This is a genomic window from Amycolatopsis sp. TRM77291, from assembly GCF_054166285.1.
This window is the reverse complement of record NZ_JBSZHF010000001.1, coordinates 8,416,498-8,431,431: the sequence shown is the minus strand read 5'-3', so window position 1 is coordinate 8,431,431 and position 14,934 is coordinate 8,416,498. Positions and strand designations below refer to the sequence as shown.

At 69.4% G+C, this 14,934-nt stretch carries 13 protein-coding genes; 10 read left to right on the top strand and 3 right to left on the bottom strand.

What is annotated here, in order from left to right; translation table 11 throughout:
- Positions 1-13: 13 nt before the first annotated feature.
- Positions 14-1,381 carry a 3' terminal RNA ribose 2'-O-methyltransferase Hen1 gene (locus ACXIZN_RS39625; protein ID WP_457959877.1) on the top strand — a complete coding sequence of 456 codons (1,368 nt, stop codon included), beginning with the start codon at positions 14-16 and terminating at the stop codon, positions 1,379-1,381.
- Positions 1,378-3,870: a polynucleotide kinase-phosphatase gene (locus tag ACXIZN_RS39620; protein WP_457959876.1), complete on the top strand. Its 2,493-nt coding sequence runs from the start codon at positions 1,378-1,380 to the stop codon at positions 3,868-3,870. Before ACXIZN_RS39625 ends, ACXIZN_RS39620 begins: the two co-directional genes overlap by 4 nt.
- A 58-nt stretch (positions 3,871-3,928) precedes the next feature.
- Here the strand turns inward: ACXIZN_RS39620 and ACXIZN_RS39615 are convergent, their stop codons facing one another.
- A complete protein-coding gene (locus ACXIZN_RS39615) occupies positions 3,929-4,252 on the bottom strand; it encodes a hypothetical protein (RefSeq protein WP_219148410.1) in 324 nt (107 codons plus the stop codon).
- On the bottom strand, positions 4,253-5,146 hold the full coding sequence (mca, locus tag ACXIZN_RS39610) for a mycothiol conjugate amidase Mca (RefSeq protein ID WP_457959875.1): 894 nt from the start codon (positions 5,144-5,146) through the stop codon (positions 4,253-4,255).
- A 145-nt stretch (positions 5,147-5,291) separates the two neighbouring features.
- On the opposite strand from mca, the gene ACXIZN_RS39605 reads away from it, so the two are divergent.
- The 3 genes from ACXIZN_RS39605 to ACXIZN_RS39595 all read left to right on the top strand — a co-directional run bounded on the left by ACXIZN_RS39605 (position 5,292) and on the right by ACXIZN_RS39595 (position 7,334).
- The gene (locus ACXIZN_RS39605) at positions 5,292-5,747 is read left to right on the top strand and encodes a DUF4307 domain-containing protein (protein ID WP_126737514.1); all 456 of its coding nucleotides are present in this window, start codon (positions 5,292-5,294) and stop codon (positions 5,745-5,747) included.
- 199 nt (positions 5,748-5,946) lie between these two features.
- On the top strand, positions 5,947-6,447 hold the full coding sequence (gene greA, locus ACXIZN_RS39600; protein ID WP_016337198.1) for a transcription elongation factor GreA: 501 nt from the start codon (positions 5,947-5,949) through the stop codon (positions 6,445-6,447).
- A gap of 83 nt (positions 6,448-6,530) precedes the next feature.
- Positions 6,531-7,334 carry an MBL fold metallo-hydrolase gene (locus tag ACXIZN_RS39595; RefSeq protein ID WP_457959874.1) on the top strand — a complete coding sequence of 268 codons (804 nt, stop codon included), beginning with the start codon at positions 6,531-6,533 and terminating at the stop codon, positions 7,332-7,334.
- Positions 7,335-7,450: 116 nt separating this feature from the next.
- Here ACXIZN_RS39595 and ACXIZN_RS39590 read toward each other — a convergent pair whose 3' ends face one another.
- Entirely contained in the window at positions 7,451-7,924 is a 474-nt protein-coding gene (locus ACXIZN_RS39590) for an Lrp/AsnC family transcriptional regulator (protein WP_034305441.1), read from the bottom strand.
- A gap of 122 nt (positions 7,925-8,046) precedes the next feature.
- On the opposite strand from ACXIZN_RS39590, the gene hppD reads away from it, so the two are divergent.
- The 5 genes from hppD to ACXIZN_RS39565 all read left to right on the top strand — a co-directional run bounded on the left by hppD (position 8,047) and on the right by ACXIZN_RS39565 (position 14,877).
- Positions 8,047-9,246, top strand: coding sequence for a 4-hydroxyphenylpyruvate dioxygenase (hppD, locus tag ACXIZN_RS39585; RefSeq protein WP_126737517.1), 1,200 nt, complete (start codon positions 8,047-8,049; stop codon positions 9,244-9,246).
- A 241-nt stretch (positions 9,247-9,487) separates the two neighbouring features.
- Entirely contained in the window at positions 9,488-10,033 is a 546-nt protein-coding gene (locus tag ACXIZN_RS39580) for a YbaB/EbfC family nucleoid-associated protein (protein WP_457959873.1), read from the top strand.
- 32 nt (positions 10,034-10,065) lie between these two features.
- The gene (locus ACXIZN_RS39575) at positions 10,066-10,380 is read left to right on the top strand and encodes a type VII secretion target (protein WP_126737519.1); all 315 of its coding nucleotides are present in this window, start codon (positions 10,066-10,068) and stop codon (positions 10,378-10,380) included.
- Positions 10,380-14,453 (top strand): hypothetical protein, encoded by a 4,074-nt coding sequence (locus ACXIZN_RS39570; RefSeq protein WP_457959872.1) that lies wholly within the window; start codon positions 10,380-10,382, stop codon positions 14,451-14,453. The genes ACXIZN_RS39575 and ACXIZN_RS39570 overlap by 1 nt, the downstream gene beginning before the upstream one ends.
- Positions 14,440-14,877, top strand: coding sequence for a hypothetical protein (locus ACXIZN_RS39565; RefSeq protein ID WP_457959871.1), 438 nt, complete (start codon positions 14,440-14,442; stop codon positions 14,875-14,877). The genes ACXIZN_RS39570 and ACXIZN_RS39565 overlap by 14 nt, the downstream gene beginning before the upstream one ends.
- Positions 14,878-14,934 lie beyond the last annotated feature (57 nt).

Here is a 14,934-nt window from a genome sequence, read left to right as displayed (position 1 = left end):
CGACACTCCTCCAGTGCTCCTGACCATGACGACCACCCGGAACCCGGCCACCGACCTCGGCTTTCTCCTGCACAAGCATCCGGAGAAGGCACAGTCCTTCACGCTCTCGGCCGGGACGGCGCACGTCTTCTACCCCGAGGCGTCCGACGAGCGCTGCGCCGTCGCGCTGCTGGTCGAGCTCGACCCGGTCGAGCTCGTGCGCGGCGGTGGCACGTCGCTGACCCAGTACGTCAACGACCGGCCGTACGCGGGCGGCTCGTATCTGGCGGTGGCGCTGCGGGCGGTCTTCACCACGGCGCTGTCCGGCCGGTGCGCGAACCGGCCGGAGCTGGTCGACGAGCGGTTCCCGCTGGAGATCCGCGTCCCCTCGCTGACCGCGCGCGGCGGCGCGGAGGTCGTCCACAAGCTGTTCGAGCCGCTCGGCTGGCATGTCGAAACGAAGGCGATCCCGCTCGACCCCGAGTTCCCGCATTGGGGTGAGTCCCGCTATGTCGATCTCCGGCTGACCGGGACCCAGCGTGTCGTCGACGCGTTGCGGCACCTGTACGTCCTGCTGCCCGCTCTCGACGGTGACAAGCACTACTGGATCGGCCAGGACGAGGCCGACAAATTACTGCGCGCCGGCGAGGGCTGGCTCGCGGAGCATCCGGAACGCGACCTGATCACCAACCGGTATCTCGAACGACGCCGCCCGATCGTCTCGTACGCGCTCGCCCGGCTTGCCGAGGCGGACGACGTGCCCGCCGAGGCCGAAGCGCGCGTCACCGAGCTGCCGGACCGGCCCGAACCGCTGGCCGTCCAGCGTCAGGGCAGTGTGCTCGCGGCGCTCCGGGCGGCGGGCGCGCGGCGCGTGCTCGACCTCGGCTGTGGCGGTGGCGCGCTGCTGCGCGTGCTCGAGAAGGAGCCGTCGTTCACCGAGATCGTCGGTGTCGACGTATCCGCGAGCGCGCTCGACATCGCCGAGAAGCGACTCAAGGAGAAGTCGCGGATCACCCTGAAGCAGTCCGCGCTGACCTACGCGGATCCGTCGCTGGCCGGTTACGACGCGGCCGTGCTGATGGAGGTGATCGAGCACGTCGACGAGGAGCGCCTGCCCGCGCTGGAGCACGCCGTCTTCGGTGTCGCCGCGCCGCGAACCGTACTCGTCACGACGCCGAACGCCGAGTACAACCGGCACTTCGAGTTCCTCGAAGAAGGCCGGTTCCGGCACGCGGACCACCGTTTCGAGTGGACCCGCGAACAGTTCCGCTCGTGGGCCGACGGCGTCGCGGCACGACAGGGCTACGACGTCCGGCACCTGCCGGTGGGACCGGAGTCCCAGGAATCAGGACCGCCGACCCAAATGGCGGTCTTCACGTCTCGGAAGGAGGCCGTGGCATGAAACTGACCATTCCCGACATGTCCCTCGTCGTGCTCGTCGGGGCCTCCGGCTCCGGCAAGTCGACCTTCGCGCGGACGCATTTCGCGCCGACCCAAGTACTGTCCAGCGACTACTTCCGCGGCCTGGTGGCCGACGACGAGAACGACCAGAGCGCGTCGGCCGCGGCTTTCGACGTGCTCCACTATGTCGCGGCGAAGCGGCTCGAAGCGGGCCGGATCACGGTGATCGACGCGACGAACGTGCAGCGCGCGTCGCGGGCGAGCCTGTTGAAGCTCGCGAAGGAGTACGACGTCCTTCCGACGGCGATCGTGCTCGATCTGCCCGTGAAGGTCTGCCACGAACGCAACGAGGCCAGGCCCGACCGCGACTTCGGCGAACACGTCGTCCGGCGTCAGCGCGGCGAGCTGCACCGCTCGCTGAAGTCGTTGGAGCGCGAGGGTTTCCGCCGTGTACATGTGCTGCGGAGTGAGGCCGAGGTCGCCGAAGCGGAGATCGTCGTCGAGCCGCTGCGCAACGACCGCCGCGAGCTGACCGGGCCGTTCGACGTGATCGGCGACGTCCACGGCTGCCGCGAGGAACTGGACGAACTGCTCACCGAACTGGGTTACGTCGACGGTGTGCACCCGGAGGGCCGGACCGCGGTGTTCGTCGGCGACCTCGTCGACCGCGGCCCCGACACACCGGGCGTGCTGCGCCGGGTGATGGCGATGGCCGAGGCGGGCAGCGCGCTGGTCGTCTGCGGGAACCACGAGCAGAAACTGGTCCGCGCGCTGAACGGGCGCAAGGTCAAGGTGGCGCACGGCCTCGCGGAGTCGCTGGAACAGCTTTCCTCGCAGGACGAAGACTTCCGCGCGAAGGCGCACGCCTTCTGCGAAGGACTCATCGCGCACTACGTCCTCGACGGCGGCAAGCTCGTCGTGGCGCACGCCGGCCTGCCCGAGAGGTTCCACGGGCGCGCGTCCGGCCGGGTGCGCAGCACCGCGCTGTACGGCGACACCACCGGCGAGACCGACGAATACGGCCTGCCGGTGCGGCTGCCGTGGGCACGCGACTACCGCGGCAAGGCGATGGTCCTTTATGGACACACGCCGACCCTGGAACCGGAGTGGATCAACGGGACCATGTGTCTCGACACGGGCTGCGTCTTCGGCGGCAAGCTGACCGCTTTGCGTTATCCGGAGCGGGAAGTCGTCTCGGTGAAGGCGAAGAAGGTCTGGTACGAGCCGTCACGTCCGCTCGAACCGGCGCGGCCGCTGGGCGGGCGCGAGCCGGCGGTGCTGGAGCTGGGCGACGTCACCGGCAAGCGGATCGTCGAGACGCGGCATCACGGCCGGGTCGGCGTCTCCGCCGAACAGTCGGCGGCGGCGCTCGAGGTGATGAGCCGCTTCGCCGTCGATCCGCGCTGGCTGCCGTACCTGCCGCCGACGATGGCGCCGTGTTCGACGTCCGAGGCGGACGGCTACCTCGAACACCCCGAGGAGGCTTTCGCCGAGTTCCGCGCCGCGGGTGTCGACCACGTCCTGTGCGAAGAGAAGCACATGGGCTCGCGTGCCGTCGTGCTCGTCTGCCGTGACGACGACGTGGCTCCCGCCCGGTTCGGGATCCAGGGGCCGGGCGCGGTGTACACCCGCACCGGACGGCCGTTCTTCACGCCGGAGCAGAACGCACGGCTTATCGCCGGGGTGCGGGAAGCGGCGTCGGATCTGTTCGAGGAACTGGACACCGGCTGGCTGCTGCTGGACACGGAGTTGCTGCCGTGGAGCGCGAAGGCGGGCTCGCTGATCTCGGGGCAGTACGCGGCCGTCGGCGCGGCGGCCCAAGCCGTGCTGCCCGCCGCAGCCGACGCGCTGGACGCGGCCGCCGCTCGCGGGGTCGACGTGTCGGAGCTCTTGTCTCGCACCCGGACTCGTGAGTCCACTGTGGACGCGTACCGGCAGGCGTACCGGCGTTACTGCTGGCCGACCGACGGCCTCGACGGCGTCCGGCTGGCGCCGTTCCAGATCCTGGCGTCGGAGGGACACGCGTACCACGACCGGCCGCACGAGTGGCATCTTTCGCTGCTGGACCGGCTCACCGGCGACCTGTTCACGCGCACGCGGACGCTGGCCGTCGACACGACGGATCCCGCGTCGGTGGCGCGCGGCGTCGACTGGTGGCTGGACCTGACCGGCGCGGGCGGCGAAGGCATGGTCGTCAAACCGGCGGCGAACCTGACGCGCGGCGCGCGCGGGCTGGTGCAGCCGGGAGTGAAGGTGCGCGGGCGCGAGTACCTGCGGATCATCTACGGGCCGGACTACACGCTGCCGGAGAACCTCTCGCGCCTTCGCAAGCGGGGTCTCAACCGGAAGCGGGCGCTGGCGCTGCGCGAGTACGCGTTGGGGCTGGAGGCACTGGAGCGGCTGGCGCGCGGGGAGCCGCTGTGGCGGGTGCACGAGTGCGTGTTCGCCGTGCTGGCGCTGGAGTCCGATCCGGTCGACCCGCGCCTTTGACGCGCTTCGGCTCGTGAGTGGTAAAGACGGTTCCAACCGTCCTCACCACTCACGAGCGTCAGTCGGACTTGGCGCTCGGTTTCTCCGTCTTCGCGACCGGCTCTTCGGCGTCCGCCTTCTCTTCGGCGGCCTCCGGGACCTCCGCGGAAGCGGCGGCGGGCTCGTCGAAGCTCTCCGGCAGCCGCTTCAGGTGCTTGGTCATCGACCGCACCAGCAGCGCGACGGCGATCAGGAAGAGGATCAGGATCAGGAAACCCACCGGCGACGACTTGCCGAAGTCCTCACCTTGGCCGCCGTTGTCGCCGTTGCCGGGCTGCTGCGCCAGGAACTGCGACGACACCGTCACCGGGACGACGGCGAACGCCGGCACCACGAAACTCATCTAGCCCTCCTTCAAGCCGGCGAACAGATCGTCCTCCGGCAGGGTGCTGTCCACCAGTGAGCGGACCAGCTCGTACTCCTCGGTCGGCCAGACCTCGCGCTGCAGGTCGCGCGGGACGGCGAACCAGCGGCTGTTCGGGTCGATCTGGGTGGCGTGCGCCTTGAGCGCCTCGTCACGCTGCTCGAAGTAGTCGCCGCATTCGACGCGGGTGGTCACCCGCTCCATGACGTCGGCCTTCTCCGGATCCCACGACTTGAGCCACTCCTCGTACGGCGACTCCAGGCCGCGTTCGAGCAGGGCCTCGTGGAACACGGTCATCCTGGCGCGCGAGAACCCGTGCACGTAGTACAGCTTCATCGGCTGCCAAGGCTCGCCCGCGTCCGGGTAGCGCTCCGCCTCGCCGGCGGCGTCGAAGGCCGCGACCGAGATCTCGTGCGTGCGGATGTGGTCGGGGTGCGGGTAGCCGCCGTTCTCGTCGTAGGTGACGATCACGTGCGGGCGGAACTCGCGGATGACCTTCACCAGCGCACCGGTGGACTCCTCCAGCGGGATGACGGCGAACGAACCCTCCGGGACCGGGGGCAGCGGGTCGCCTTCGGGCAGGCCCGAGTCGATGAACCCGAGCCAAACGTGGCTCACGCCGAGGATCTTGGCCGCGCGGGCCATCTCCTCCCGGCGGATCTCGGTCATGTTGGCCACTACCTCGGGCCGGTCCATGGCCGGGTTCAGCACACTGCCCGCTTCACCGCCGGTGCAGGTCACGACCATGACCTCGTGCCCTTCGGCGGCGTACCTGGCCATGGTGGCGGCACCCTTGCTCGACTCGTCGTCGGGGTGCGCGTGCACCGCCATCAGGCGGAGGCGTGACTTCGGCGGTTCATTGGCTGGCACCATGCTCCGAACGTCCCCTTCTCGTTCCCTATTCCCCTGCGACCCTGCCTGACGGCCCGCCCGGCCGGGCGCGGATACTCGAGGGGAACCACTCGCATACGACCCCATTGTCCCTGCGAGCACGACGAGACCTACCGGGAGGCCCGGGTTGAGCACGGGACAGGACGCTCCCAGCGCGGAAAGCACCCGGACGGACGTGCCCGAGGACCGCTACGGCAAGACCCGCGCCGCGAAGCCCGCCCGCTGGCGGCGCCTGGTGTTCGCCGTGGTGGCGTTGCTGGTCAGCGGCGGGATCGCCTATGTCGCGTACACGAACTTCGGCAGCGCGCCCATCGAGGGCGAACGCGTCTCGTTCGACGAGAAACCGGGCGACGCGATGGAGATCACCATCAACGTGACCAGGGACGATGTGAACCGTCCCGGCGTCTGCGTCGTCCGGGTCCGGGACAAGGCGGGGGCCGAAAGCGGCCGTAAAGAGGTCCTGATTCAGCCTGGTTCGAAGAACAGCAGGGTGACGACCACCATCAAGAGCATCGGAAGGCCGGTCACGGCTGATATCTTCGGGTGCTCATACGACGTACCACGGTACCTGTCAAGGCCATAGCGGCCAACGGGGTGAAACGGGCGCCCAACGCCGAGGCGCGACCGAATTCCACCGGCGGCGATGCCTCGCGCCGTGTTACTCTGATCTACCGGCACGGCCCAAGACGGGCCGTGTTTTTCCTTTATCTCAGCCAGGCCGGCGCGCCATGCCGGCCCGGTGGCCGGCTTGTACACCCAAGCCTGGCAGGCCCTACTAGGAGATGGTGACCGTGAGCGACACAAAGGTGACCTGGCTGACCCAGGATGCCTACGACAGGCTCAAGCAGGAACTCGACCACTACATCGAGCTCCGCCCGGTCATCGCTGCGAAGATCAACGACAGCCGGGAAGAGGGCGACCTCAAGGAGAACGGCGGCTACCACGCCGCCCGTGAGGAGCAGGGCCAGCACGAGGCCCGGATCCGCCACCTCCAGGAGCTCCTCCGCTCGGCCAAGGTGGGCGAGCCGCCCGCCAACGACGGCAGCGCCGGACCGGGCAAGGTCCTCACCGTGCGTTACGACGGTGACGACGAGGACGAGAACTTCCTCCTGGCGACCCGCGAAGAGGGCACCGAGGGCGACCTCGACGTCTACTCGCCGGAGTCCCCCCTCGGCAAGGCGCTGCTCGGCGCCAAAGAGGGCGAGACCCGCGAGTACGAGCTGCCCAACGGCAGCATCCAGAAGGTGACGCTCGTCAAGGCCGTGCCCTACACCGGCAAGTGAACCACTCCGCGCGCCCGGCCCCGATATGGCCGGGCGCGCATACGAGCCGTTAGCGTGACCTCCGGAGAATTCTGGAGGGAACGATGAGCGAGCTACCGATCTGCGTCGCCTGCGGCATGCAGTACGCGGAACCCAGGTCCGACTGCCCGATCTGCGAGGACGAACGTCAGTACGTCCCGCAGGCCGGGCAACGATGGACCGATCTGAACACCGTCCGCGCGAGCGGGACGTACACGGCTCGTATCGAGGAGCAGGGACCCGGCCTCATCGGGGTCGGATCCACTCCCAACTTCGCCATCGGCGAGCGGGCACTGCTGGTCAAGGCCGGATCCGGCAACTTCCTGTGGGACTGCGCGGGCTACATCGACGACGATCTGGTCGCGAAGGTCCGCGAACTCGGCGGGATCACCGGCATCGCGATCAGCCACCCGCACTACTACACCACCATGGTCGAGTGGGCCCACGCCTTCGACGCGCCCATCTACCTGCACGAGGGCGACCGGCACTGGATCGGCAGGCCGGATCCGGCGATCAAGCTGTGGAGCGGCTCGACCCTCGACGTCGCCCCCGGCCTGCGGCTGATCAACCTCGGCGTGCATTTCGCCGGCGGGACCGTGCTGCACTGGCCGGGCGGGGAGAACGGCCGCGGCGCGGTGCTCTCGGGCGACATCCTGCAGGTCATCCCCGACCGCCGCTTCGTCGGCATGATGTACAGCTACCCGAACCTGATCCCGGAACGTCCCGAGGTCGTCCGCCGCGCCGCCGAGATGCTCGACCCGTACGAGTTCGAGGCGATCTACGGTGCCTGGTGGGACGCGATCATCCGCACCGACGGGTACGAGGCGGTCCAGCGGTCGGCGAAGCGGTACCTGAGCCAGGTGGGCTAGCTCCGCGCCAGCCGGGGCGCTCACGACCGACTCCGTCGGTGTCGCGAAAGCCACTTTCGGGACATCTGACGTCGCGAAAGTGGCTTTCGCGACGTCAGCCGCCTGCGCCCCGCCGGCTAGCTCCGCGCCAGCCGTTCCAGCAGCGGCCGTACGCGCGGCGGAACCGGCGTCGACAACGCGATCGACGTCGACGTCCGCCGCACGTACGGCGCGCCGACCACCTCGTCCACCACGCGCTGCAGGTCGTCGTTGTTGCGCGCGACCATGCGCACGAAGAGGTCGCCCTGACCGGTCGTCGCGTAGACCTCGCACACCTCGTCGATCGCGGACAGCGCCTCCGCCACCTCGGCCCGGCGGCCCTGCGCGATCTCCAGGACGGCGAAAGCGGTGAGGCCGTACCCCATCGCCGCGAGGTCGAGTTCGGGCGGGAACCCGCCGAGGATCCCGCGTTCGGTCAGCCGGTCCAGCCTGGCCTGCACGGTGCCCCGCGCGACGCCGAGACGGCGGGCGCATTCGAGCACGCCGAGCCGGGGCGAGTCGGTGAGCAACAGCAGCAGCCGCGCGTCCAGCGCGTCGAGCGCTTCCGACATCGAGCCTACCTCCTACACAGGTTGTCCACTTTGACTGCGTCACCCGGCCCTCGACTGGACATAGTGCGCAGTGAAATCTTTGACCGTTGCGCATTTTGTCACGCGCTCGGATGCTTCAGGGCATGACGCACACAGTGGAACCCCAGGGTGCTCTTGACGACGTGAGCTACGACCAGCTGCGTCAGCTCGTCGGCCTCGTCGATCACGACTCTTCGACCGACCCCTTCCCGGTGAAGTCGATGGACGCGGTGGTGTTCATCGCGGGCAACGCCACGCAGACCGCGTGGTTCTACCAGGTCGCTTTCGGCATGCGGCTCGTCGCGTACTCCGGCCCCGAGACCGGGAACTTCGAGCGCAAGTCGTTCGTGCTGAAGTCGGGCTCGGCCCGCTTCGTGATCACCGGCGGCGTCAAGCCCGACTCCCCGCTGCTCGACCACCACCGCCGTCACGGCGACGGCGTGATCGACCTCGCGCTCGAGGTCGCCGACGTCGACCGGTGCATCGAGCACGCCCGCTCGCAGGGCGCCACCGTCCTCGAGGAGCCGCACGACGTCTCGGACGAGCACGGCACCGTGCGCATCGCCGCGATCGCGACCTACGGCGAGACCCGCCACACGCTGATCGACCGGTCGAAGTACACCGGCGTCTACCTGCCCGGCTACGAGCCGCGCGAGAGCAGCGTCGTCCGTCCGGAGGGCGCGCCGAAGCGGCTGTTCCAGGCCGTCGACCACTGCGTCGGCAACGTCGAACTCGGCAAGATGGACTACTGGGTCGACTGGTACCACCGCGTCATGGGCTTCGTGAACATGGCGGAGTTCGTCGGCGACGACATCGCGACCGAGTACTCGGCGCTGATGAGCAAGGTGGTCTCCAACGGCAACCACCGCGTCAAGTTCCCGCTCAACGAGCCGGCGATCGCGAAGAAGAAGTCGCAGATCGACGAGTACCTCGAGTTCTACGGCGGCGCGGGCTGCCAGCACATCGCGCTGGCCACCAACGACATCGTCGCGACGGTGAAGGCGATGCGCGCCGCGGGCGTCGAGTTCCTCGACACCCCGGACTCCTACTACGACGACCCGGAGCTGCGTGCGCGGATCGGCGAGGTCCGGGTGCCGATCGAGAAGCTCAAGGAGCACCGCATCCTGGTCGACCGCGACGAGGACGGCTACCTGCTGCAGATCTTCACCAAGCCGATCGGCGACCGGCCGACGGTGTTCTACGAGCTCATCGAGCGGCACGGTTCGCTCGGTTTCGGCAAGGGCAACTTCAAGGCCCTGTTCGAGGCCATCGAGCGTGAGCAGGAGCGCCGAGGCAATCTCTAACGGCGAGGCGCCATCGGCGCAGCGCCGCGGCAACCTCTGACCCCGGCAGTTCGCAGGGCGTGAAAGGGCTCTTCATCGCACTTCGTGCGGTGAGGGGCCCTTTCGCTGCGTGACGGGGCCGACTTTGTCGGCGCGGGGTGGTACACCGGACGGGAACTAAACTTCGAGCACTCCGGAACCGAAGGGTCCTTCGGACCGTCAAGTGTGAAGACGTCAGCATGCAGCTTTTGGAAGGGTCCCGATGCCGGACAACGTCGACGCCAGCGAACGCATGGTGGACAACTGGACGAAGCAGATCCAGGAGACCGCCGCGCGCTATCAGGCGATGGCCGCACGCATGCAGGGCCAGACCGTCACCGAGCGGTCGAAGGACAACACCATCGAGGTCACGATCGACTCGAAGGGCCTGCTCACGAACCTGGTCATCTCCGAAGCCGCGAGCGGCAAACGGATGGCGGAGGTCTCGTCGCAGGTCATGCGCCTCGTCCAGCTCGCGCAGTCCCGGATCCCGGAGCTGCTGCAGGCGGCGATGGCCGAAACGGTCGGGACCACCGACGAAACGGCGAACCGGGTGATCGCGGAGGCGCAGAGCACCTTCCCGGAGGCCCCGCCGGAGGAGAACCTCGCGGCGCCGGAACCCGAGCGGCACCACCGCTTCGGCCCGGAGGAGGAAGAGCCCCCGCCGCCGTCCACGCAGGCGAACCCACCTCAGCCGAAGCCGATCCCGCGCCGCCGCCGCACGCAGGACGACGATGACGACGACTTCGGCGGCAGCATCCTTTCGTAGACGTCCATCCGGCCTGGTAGAGGGGAGAAACCATGGCAGGCAAGGGTTATGAGCTCGGCGCCGACCTCGACGCGCACGCCAAGCAGATCGACGGCATCGCCGACGGCCTGCGCACGGCGGTCGACGCCGCGCAGCAGGTGAGCATGCCGACCGACGCGTACGGCATCATCTGCCAGCCGTTCCGGATGATGCTCGACCCGGTGGAGGAGTTCGGCATCAACGCGCTGAACAAGGCCGTCGAGGCCGCGACGACGGTGGCGAACAACGTGCGGTCCGCGTCGAACGCCTACCAGACGCAGGACGAGAACTTCGCCGCCGAGTTCAAGAACGTGCAGGTGCCTGACTGATGCCCGAGGGAAACCCGCTCGTCGCGAACGCACCCACCGATGGCGACGGCCCCGGACCGCTGACGGCCGGGAACAGCGAGTACGGCTACGCGGCGGGCATCGGTGTCGCCGAGTCGGCGATGGACGCCTTCAACGGCATCTCGAACGGCGACTGGATCGGTGGCGGGCTCGGCGTGCTGAGCCTCGCCGGCGAGATGGCCAGCGCCGCGATCGACCCGTTCGGCTACCTGATGTCGTCGGTGGCGTCGTTCCTGATGGAACACATGCAGCCACTGAAGGACATGCTGGACGCGGTCGCCGGTGATCCGCCGGTCATCCAGTCGTACTCCGAGACCTGGGGCAACGTCGCCAAGAAACTGGAAGACACCCAGGTCGAATTCTCGAACGCGGTCAAGAACGGCACGTCCGGCTGGACGGGCGACGCGGCCGACCAGTACCGCAAGCAGGCCGCGGAGCAGGCGGAGGCGATCAGCGGGGCGGCGACGGTCGCCGGCGGGATCAGCACCGTCGTGATGATCTTCGGCGAGATCGTCGCGTTCGTCCGCGAGTTCATCCGCCAGCTGATCGCGGACGCGGTCGGCAAGCTCATCGCGTGGGTCATGGAGACGGTGTTCTCCCTCGGCTTCGGCACGCCCGTGGTGGTCGCGCAGGCCGTCACCGCGATCGCCAAGTGGGCCGCGAAGATCGCCGACAAGCTCAAGGAACTCTGCGACGCGATGCGGCGGGTCTCGCCGCTGCTGGGCAAGCTGGTCGACGTCTTCGAGAAGATCATCAAGATCTTCGGCAAGATCGCGGGCAAGGTCACCGGCCTGGACGTGATCAACACCAAGAACATCAAAACTGGCGGGTTCGTCCAGCGCGGTGGCAGCGGCGGCGGATCCGGTGGGACCGGCGGCGGCTCGGGCTCGGGATCCGGTGACGGCCCGGACGGCGACGGTCCGGGTTCCGGCAGCGGCTCCAACGGTGACAACTCCGGGGGCAACTCGGGCGACACCAGCAGCGGTCCGAACGACGGTTCCGGCGGAAACTCCGGCGACACCAACAGCGGCCCGAACGACAGCTCCGGCGGCAACTCCGGCGACACCGGCGGTTCGGCCGATTCCGGCTCGAACGGCGGTTCCAGCGGAGACACCCCGTCCAACACCACCCGCGGTGGTGACGGTGGCGGCTCGTCCACCCGTTCCGACGGCGGCTCCCCCAACCGCGCCGGCGACGGACCGTCCACTTCGGACGGAAACTCCGCCGGTGGTGATGGTTCCCCCAGCACCGCCCGTTCCGAAGGTGGTTCCCCCGGCGATTCCGCCACCCCGAACCGCACGTCCGATGGCGGCTCCCCCAGCCCGAACCGCGCCGACACCGGCGGCTCCCCCGCACCGCACACGCGAGCGGACAGCGGCGGTTCGCCCAGCCACACCCCGGACAGCGGGTCTCCCGCACCACACACCCGCGCCGACGCCGGCGGCTCACCCAGCCACACTCCCGACAGCGGGTCTCCCACGCCGCACACCCGCGCCGACAGCGGCAGCTCCCCGAGCCACACTCCCGACAGTGGCTCTCCCGCGCCGCACACGCGAGCGGACACCGGCGGCTCCCCGAGCCATACCCCGGACAGCGGGTCTCCCGCACCGCACACGCGCGCCGACACCGGTGGCTCACCCAGCCACACCCCCGACAGCGGCTCCCCGGCTCCGCACACCCGCGCCGACACGGGTGGCTCCCCGAGCCACACCGGCGACGGCGGCGGTTCGCCCCGGCCGCACGGCGGCGACAGCGGCGGCTCGCCCACCCCTCGGTCCGACCCGTCACCCGGCCACCACGGCGGCAACGACGGCGGCAGCCCCACCCGGCCGACCGACAGCGGAACGACGACCAGCGGCACCGCCCCCACGGCACCACGCCTCGGCGACGCCGGCCCGTCACACATGCCTTCGCAGCGCAGCGGTCCCGGTGGCGACACTTCGCACGGTGTCCCGCCGCAGGGCCAGCCGATCGCCGGCGGTATGCCGCCGCAAGGCGCTCCGGGTGGCACGCCCGGCGGCACCCCGGGTTCGCCCGGCGGCAGGCCGCAGGGTGGCGGCTGGACGGGGACGCCCGGTTCGCCGCGCACCCCGGACACGAACGCCCCGCGCACCCCGGACACCCACACCGGCCCCAGCCGCGGTCCCGGCCAGACCGGTCCCGGCGGACGGCCGAACCAGCCGCATCAGCCGACGCCGGTCGCCCGGGGCAACGAGTTCGGTCCCGGCGCCCAGCCGCACACCACCTCACCGGGCACGCACGGCCCGGGCAACCGGCCCGGCGGCACGGGCCCGGGCGGCCGGGGCCCCGATGGCCACTCCGGGCCGCCGCGTTCGCCGGACGGTCACGGCCCCGACGGGCACGGACCGCGCCAAGACCCGAACGGGAACCCCGACGGCACGCCGCACGACCGCGGCCCCGACGGCGAGCCGGATCGCCCGCTGACACCGGACGAGGTCAACCAGCGGCATTCCGAGAGCACACCCGCGGGCAGCTCGTACCACCGCGGCGACTCGGACATGGGCGACCTGCCGCACCGCGTCCAGCCGGATCCGGACGGCCGCTACACCGTCGACGTGCACGTCACGCCGGACGGGCACGCCCGGATCGGCAACCGCACCTACACCCCGGAAGAGTTCGCGGACATCCTGCGGCGCAACGGGGATTACGACGGCCGCCCGATCCGCCTGATCGGCTGCGACGCCGGCTCGAACGACTTCGCGCGCCGTCTGTCGCGAGAACTCGACACCGAGGTGATGGCGCCGAGCAAGCCGGCGTGGACCGACTCGAACGGGCGCGTCTTCTCGTCCGACTACGAGATCGGCCCCGACGGCCGCCCCCGGCCCAAGATCCCGCCGAACGGCGAATGGGACGTCCACAGCCCCGACGGCACCGCCCGCCGGGCGAGCGACGACGGCTTCACCCCGGACACCTCGCACGCGGACAAGCAGGACGTGGACGCCGACAGCGCCCGTGACCGGGGTGACGGCGATGACGACACGAACAACCGCGCCGACGACGATGACGACGATTTCGACATCAGTGAATGGGATGAGCACGAGATCCCGCGCGACGATCCGCGGTTCAACGAAAGGTTCGTCGAGTACGACCGGCCAGGCCAAGACAGTCGTCCCGGCGCCCACGAGCCGAAGGACCCGTACGACAGGCCACCGGACTCGCCTCAGCAGATCGAGGTCGGCAGGCGGAAGGCCGACAAGACGGAGCCGGGCGACTTCAGCCAGCCCGTCCCCACCAAGCCGAAAGTGCTCGACGGCCACGATTTGAAGCCGTACACCGAATACCACGTGGTGAACCGGGGCAAGAATGGCGTCATCGCCTCGGAGACGCGGTTCTTCACCGACGCCAACGGCGACATCAAGTGGGTGGAATTGACTCCCGGCGGCGGGCGCACGCCCGACGGGACCAAGCTGCAGGCCAACCCGGACTTCAACTACCCGTTGCTGCCCAACACCAAGTACCGCGTCGACAACTTCAACGATCCCTCGAAGAAGATCGACGTCGAGACGGACAGCCGGGGTCAGACGGTGCGGGTCACCGGTCAGCCCGAGTACACGGACTCGAACAAGGACTTCCGGGACTCCGGAGGAAAGTACACCGGGCAGGGACGTGCCGGGCACGAAGGCCAGAACGCCTACAAGAACGATCCCGACCACAAGAAGGTTCTGTGGGCAGGCGGCCACTTCGTCCCGACCGAGGCCGGCGGGCCGCCGGGTTACGGGAACATGCACGGGCAGATGGCCTCGTCCAACAGCGGGCACAGCAGGGACGGCTGGGAGCCCGCGGATACGTGGCGCCGTCAAGAAGAACAGCTCGCCGCGTACCACTCGCCGCCGGAGCGGGTGGTCGAACTCCTGCAGTTCGACGCGCCGCGCCGGGCGGACGGTCTCTCGGAGGTCGACACCTACCGTTGGCAGATCACCGAAATCGATCCGGCGTCCGGTCAGCCGGTCACCAGGGTGTACGAACGGAAGTTCATCAACGTGCCGGAGAAGATGGACCCCAACGCGACGGTGAGGCGTTATGGCGAACCCTGATCAGCTGATCCAGGCGGTGTGTGACACCGCTGAACGGTCGGCGCCCGCCGGCTGGCGCAAGATCGTCCTGCGGGTCTGGGCCAGTGTGGTCGTACAGCAGGTGGAGATGACGGTCGTGCTGGCGGACGGTTCTTCGCCGGCGACGCAACCACCCGAGATCACGGACCTGATCAGCGAACTCCGCGCGGCGATGTACCTGCCGGACAGGGGAACCTGGCTCTCGGCGCGGTTCGAGCTCCGCGCGGGCGAGCCGCCCGAGGCGGGATTCAATCTCGATCAGGATCCGGCGTGGTTCCCCGATCTGCCCCCGATCGCGTTCGCCCGCGATCTCGACGTCTTCCCACGCTCCGACGAGCACATTCCCGTTTGGCTGCGCCAAACGCTGGCGGACGCGGAAGCCATGGCGCCCCGGCAGGGTGACTAGGGTTGACTCAGAAACCACGGCGATCACCGATCGAGCGCACAACACCGGAGGGCCGCA

What these genes read in the sequence shown, in the direction of transcription:
- ACXIZN_RS39580 (WP_457959873.1), top strand. Translation starts at nt 9,488, where the DNA reads ATGCCGGACAACGTCGACGCCAGCGAACGCATGGTGGACAACTGGACG.
- hppD (WP_126737517.1), top strand. Translation starts at nt 8,047, where the DNA reads ATGACGCACACAGTGGAACCCCAGGGTGCTCTTGACGACGTGAGCTAC.
- ACXIZN_RS39565 (WP_457959871.1), top strand. Translation starts at nt 14,440, where the DNA reads ATGGCGAACCCTGATCAGCTGATCCAGGCGGTGTGTGACACCGCTGAA.
- greA (WP_016337198.1), top strand. Translation starts at nt 5,947, where the DNA reads ATGGTGACCGTGAGCGACACAAAGGTGACCTGGCTGACCCAGGATGCC.
- ACXIZN_RS39570 (WP_457959872.1), top strand. Translation starts at nt 10,380, where the DNA reads ATGCCCGAGGGAAACCCGCTCGTCGCGAACGCACCCACCGATGGCGAC.
- ACXIZN_RS39590 (WP_034305441.1), bottom strand. Translation starts at nt 7,924, where the DNA reads ATGTCGGAAGCGCTCGACGCGCTGGACGCGCGGCTGCTGCTGTTGCTC.
- ACXIZN_RS39595 (WP_457959874.1), top strand. Translation starts at nt 6,531, where the DNA reads ATGAGCGAGCTACCGATCTGCGTCGCCTGCGGCATGCAGTACGCGGAA.
- ACXIZN_RS39615 (WP_219148410.1), bottom strand. Translation starts at nt 4,252, where the DNA reads ATGAGTTTCGTGGTGCCGGCGTTCGCCGTCGTCCCGGTGACGGTGTCG.
- ACXIZN_RS39575 (WP_126737519.1), top strand. Translation starts at nt 10,066, where the DNA reads ATGGCAGGCAAGGGTTATGAGCTCGGCGCCGACCTCGACGCGCACGCC.
- mca (WP_457959875.1), bottom strand. Translation starts at nt 5,146, where the DNA reads ATGGTGCCAGCCAATGAACCGCCGAAGTCACGCCTCCGCCTGATGGCG.
- ACXIZN_RS39620 (WP_457959876.1), top strand. Translation starts at nt 1,378, where the DNA reads ATGAAACTGACCATTCCCGACATGTCCCTCGTCGTGCTCGTCGGGGCC.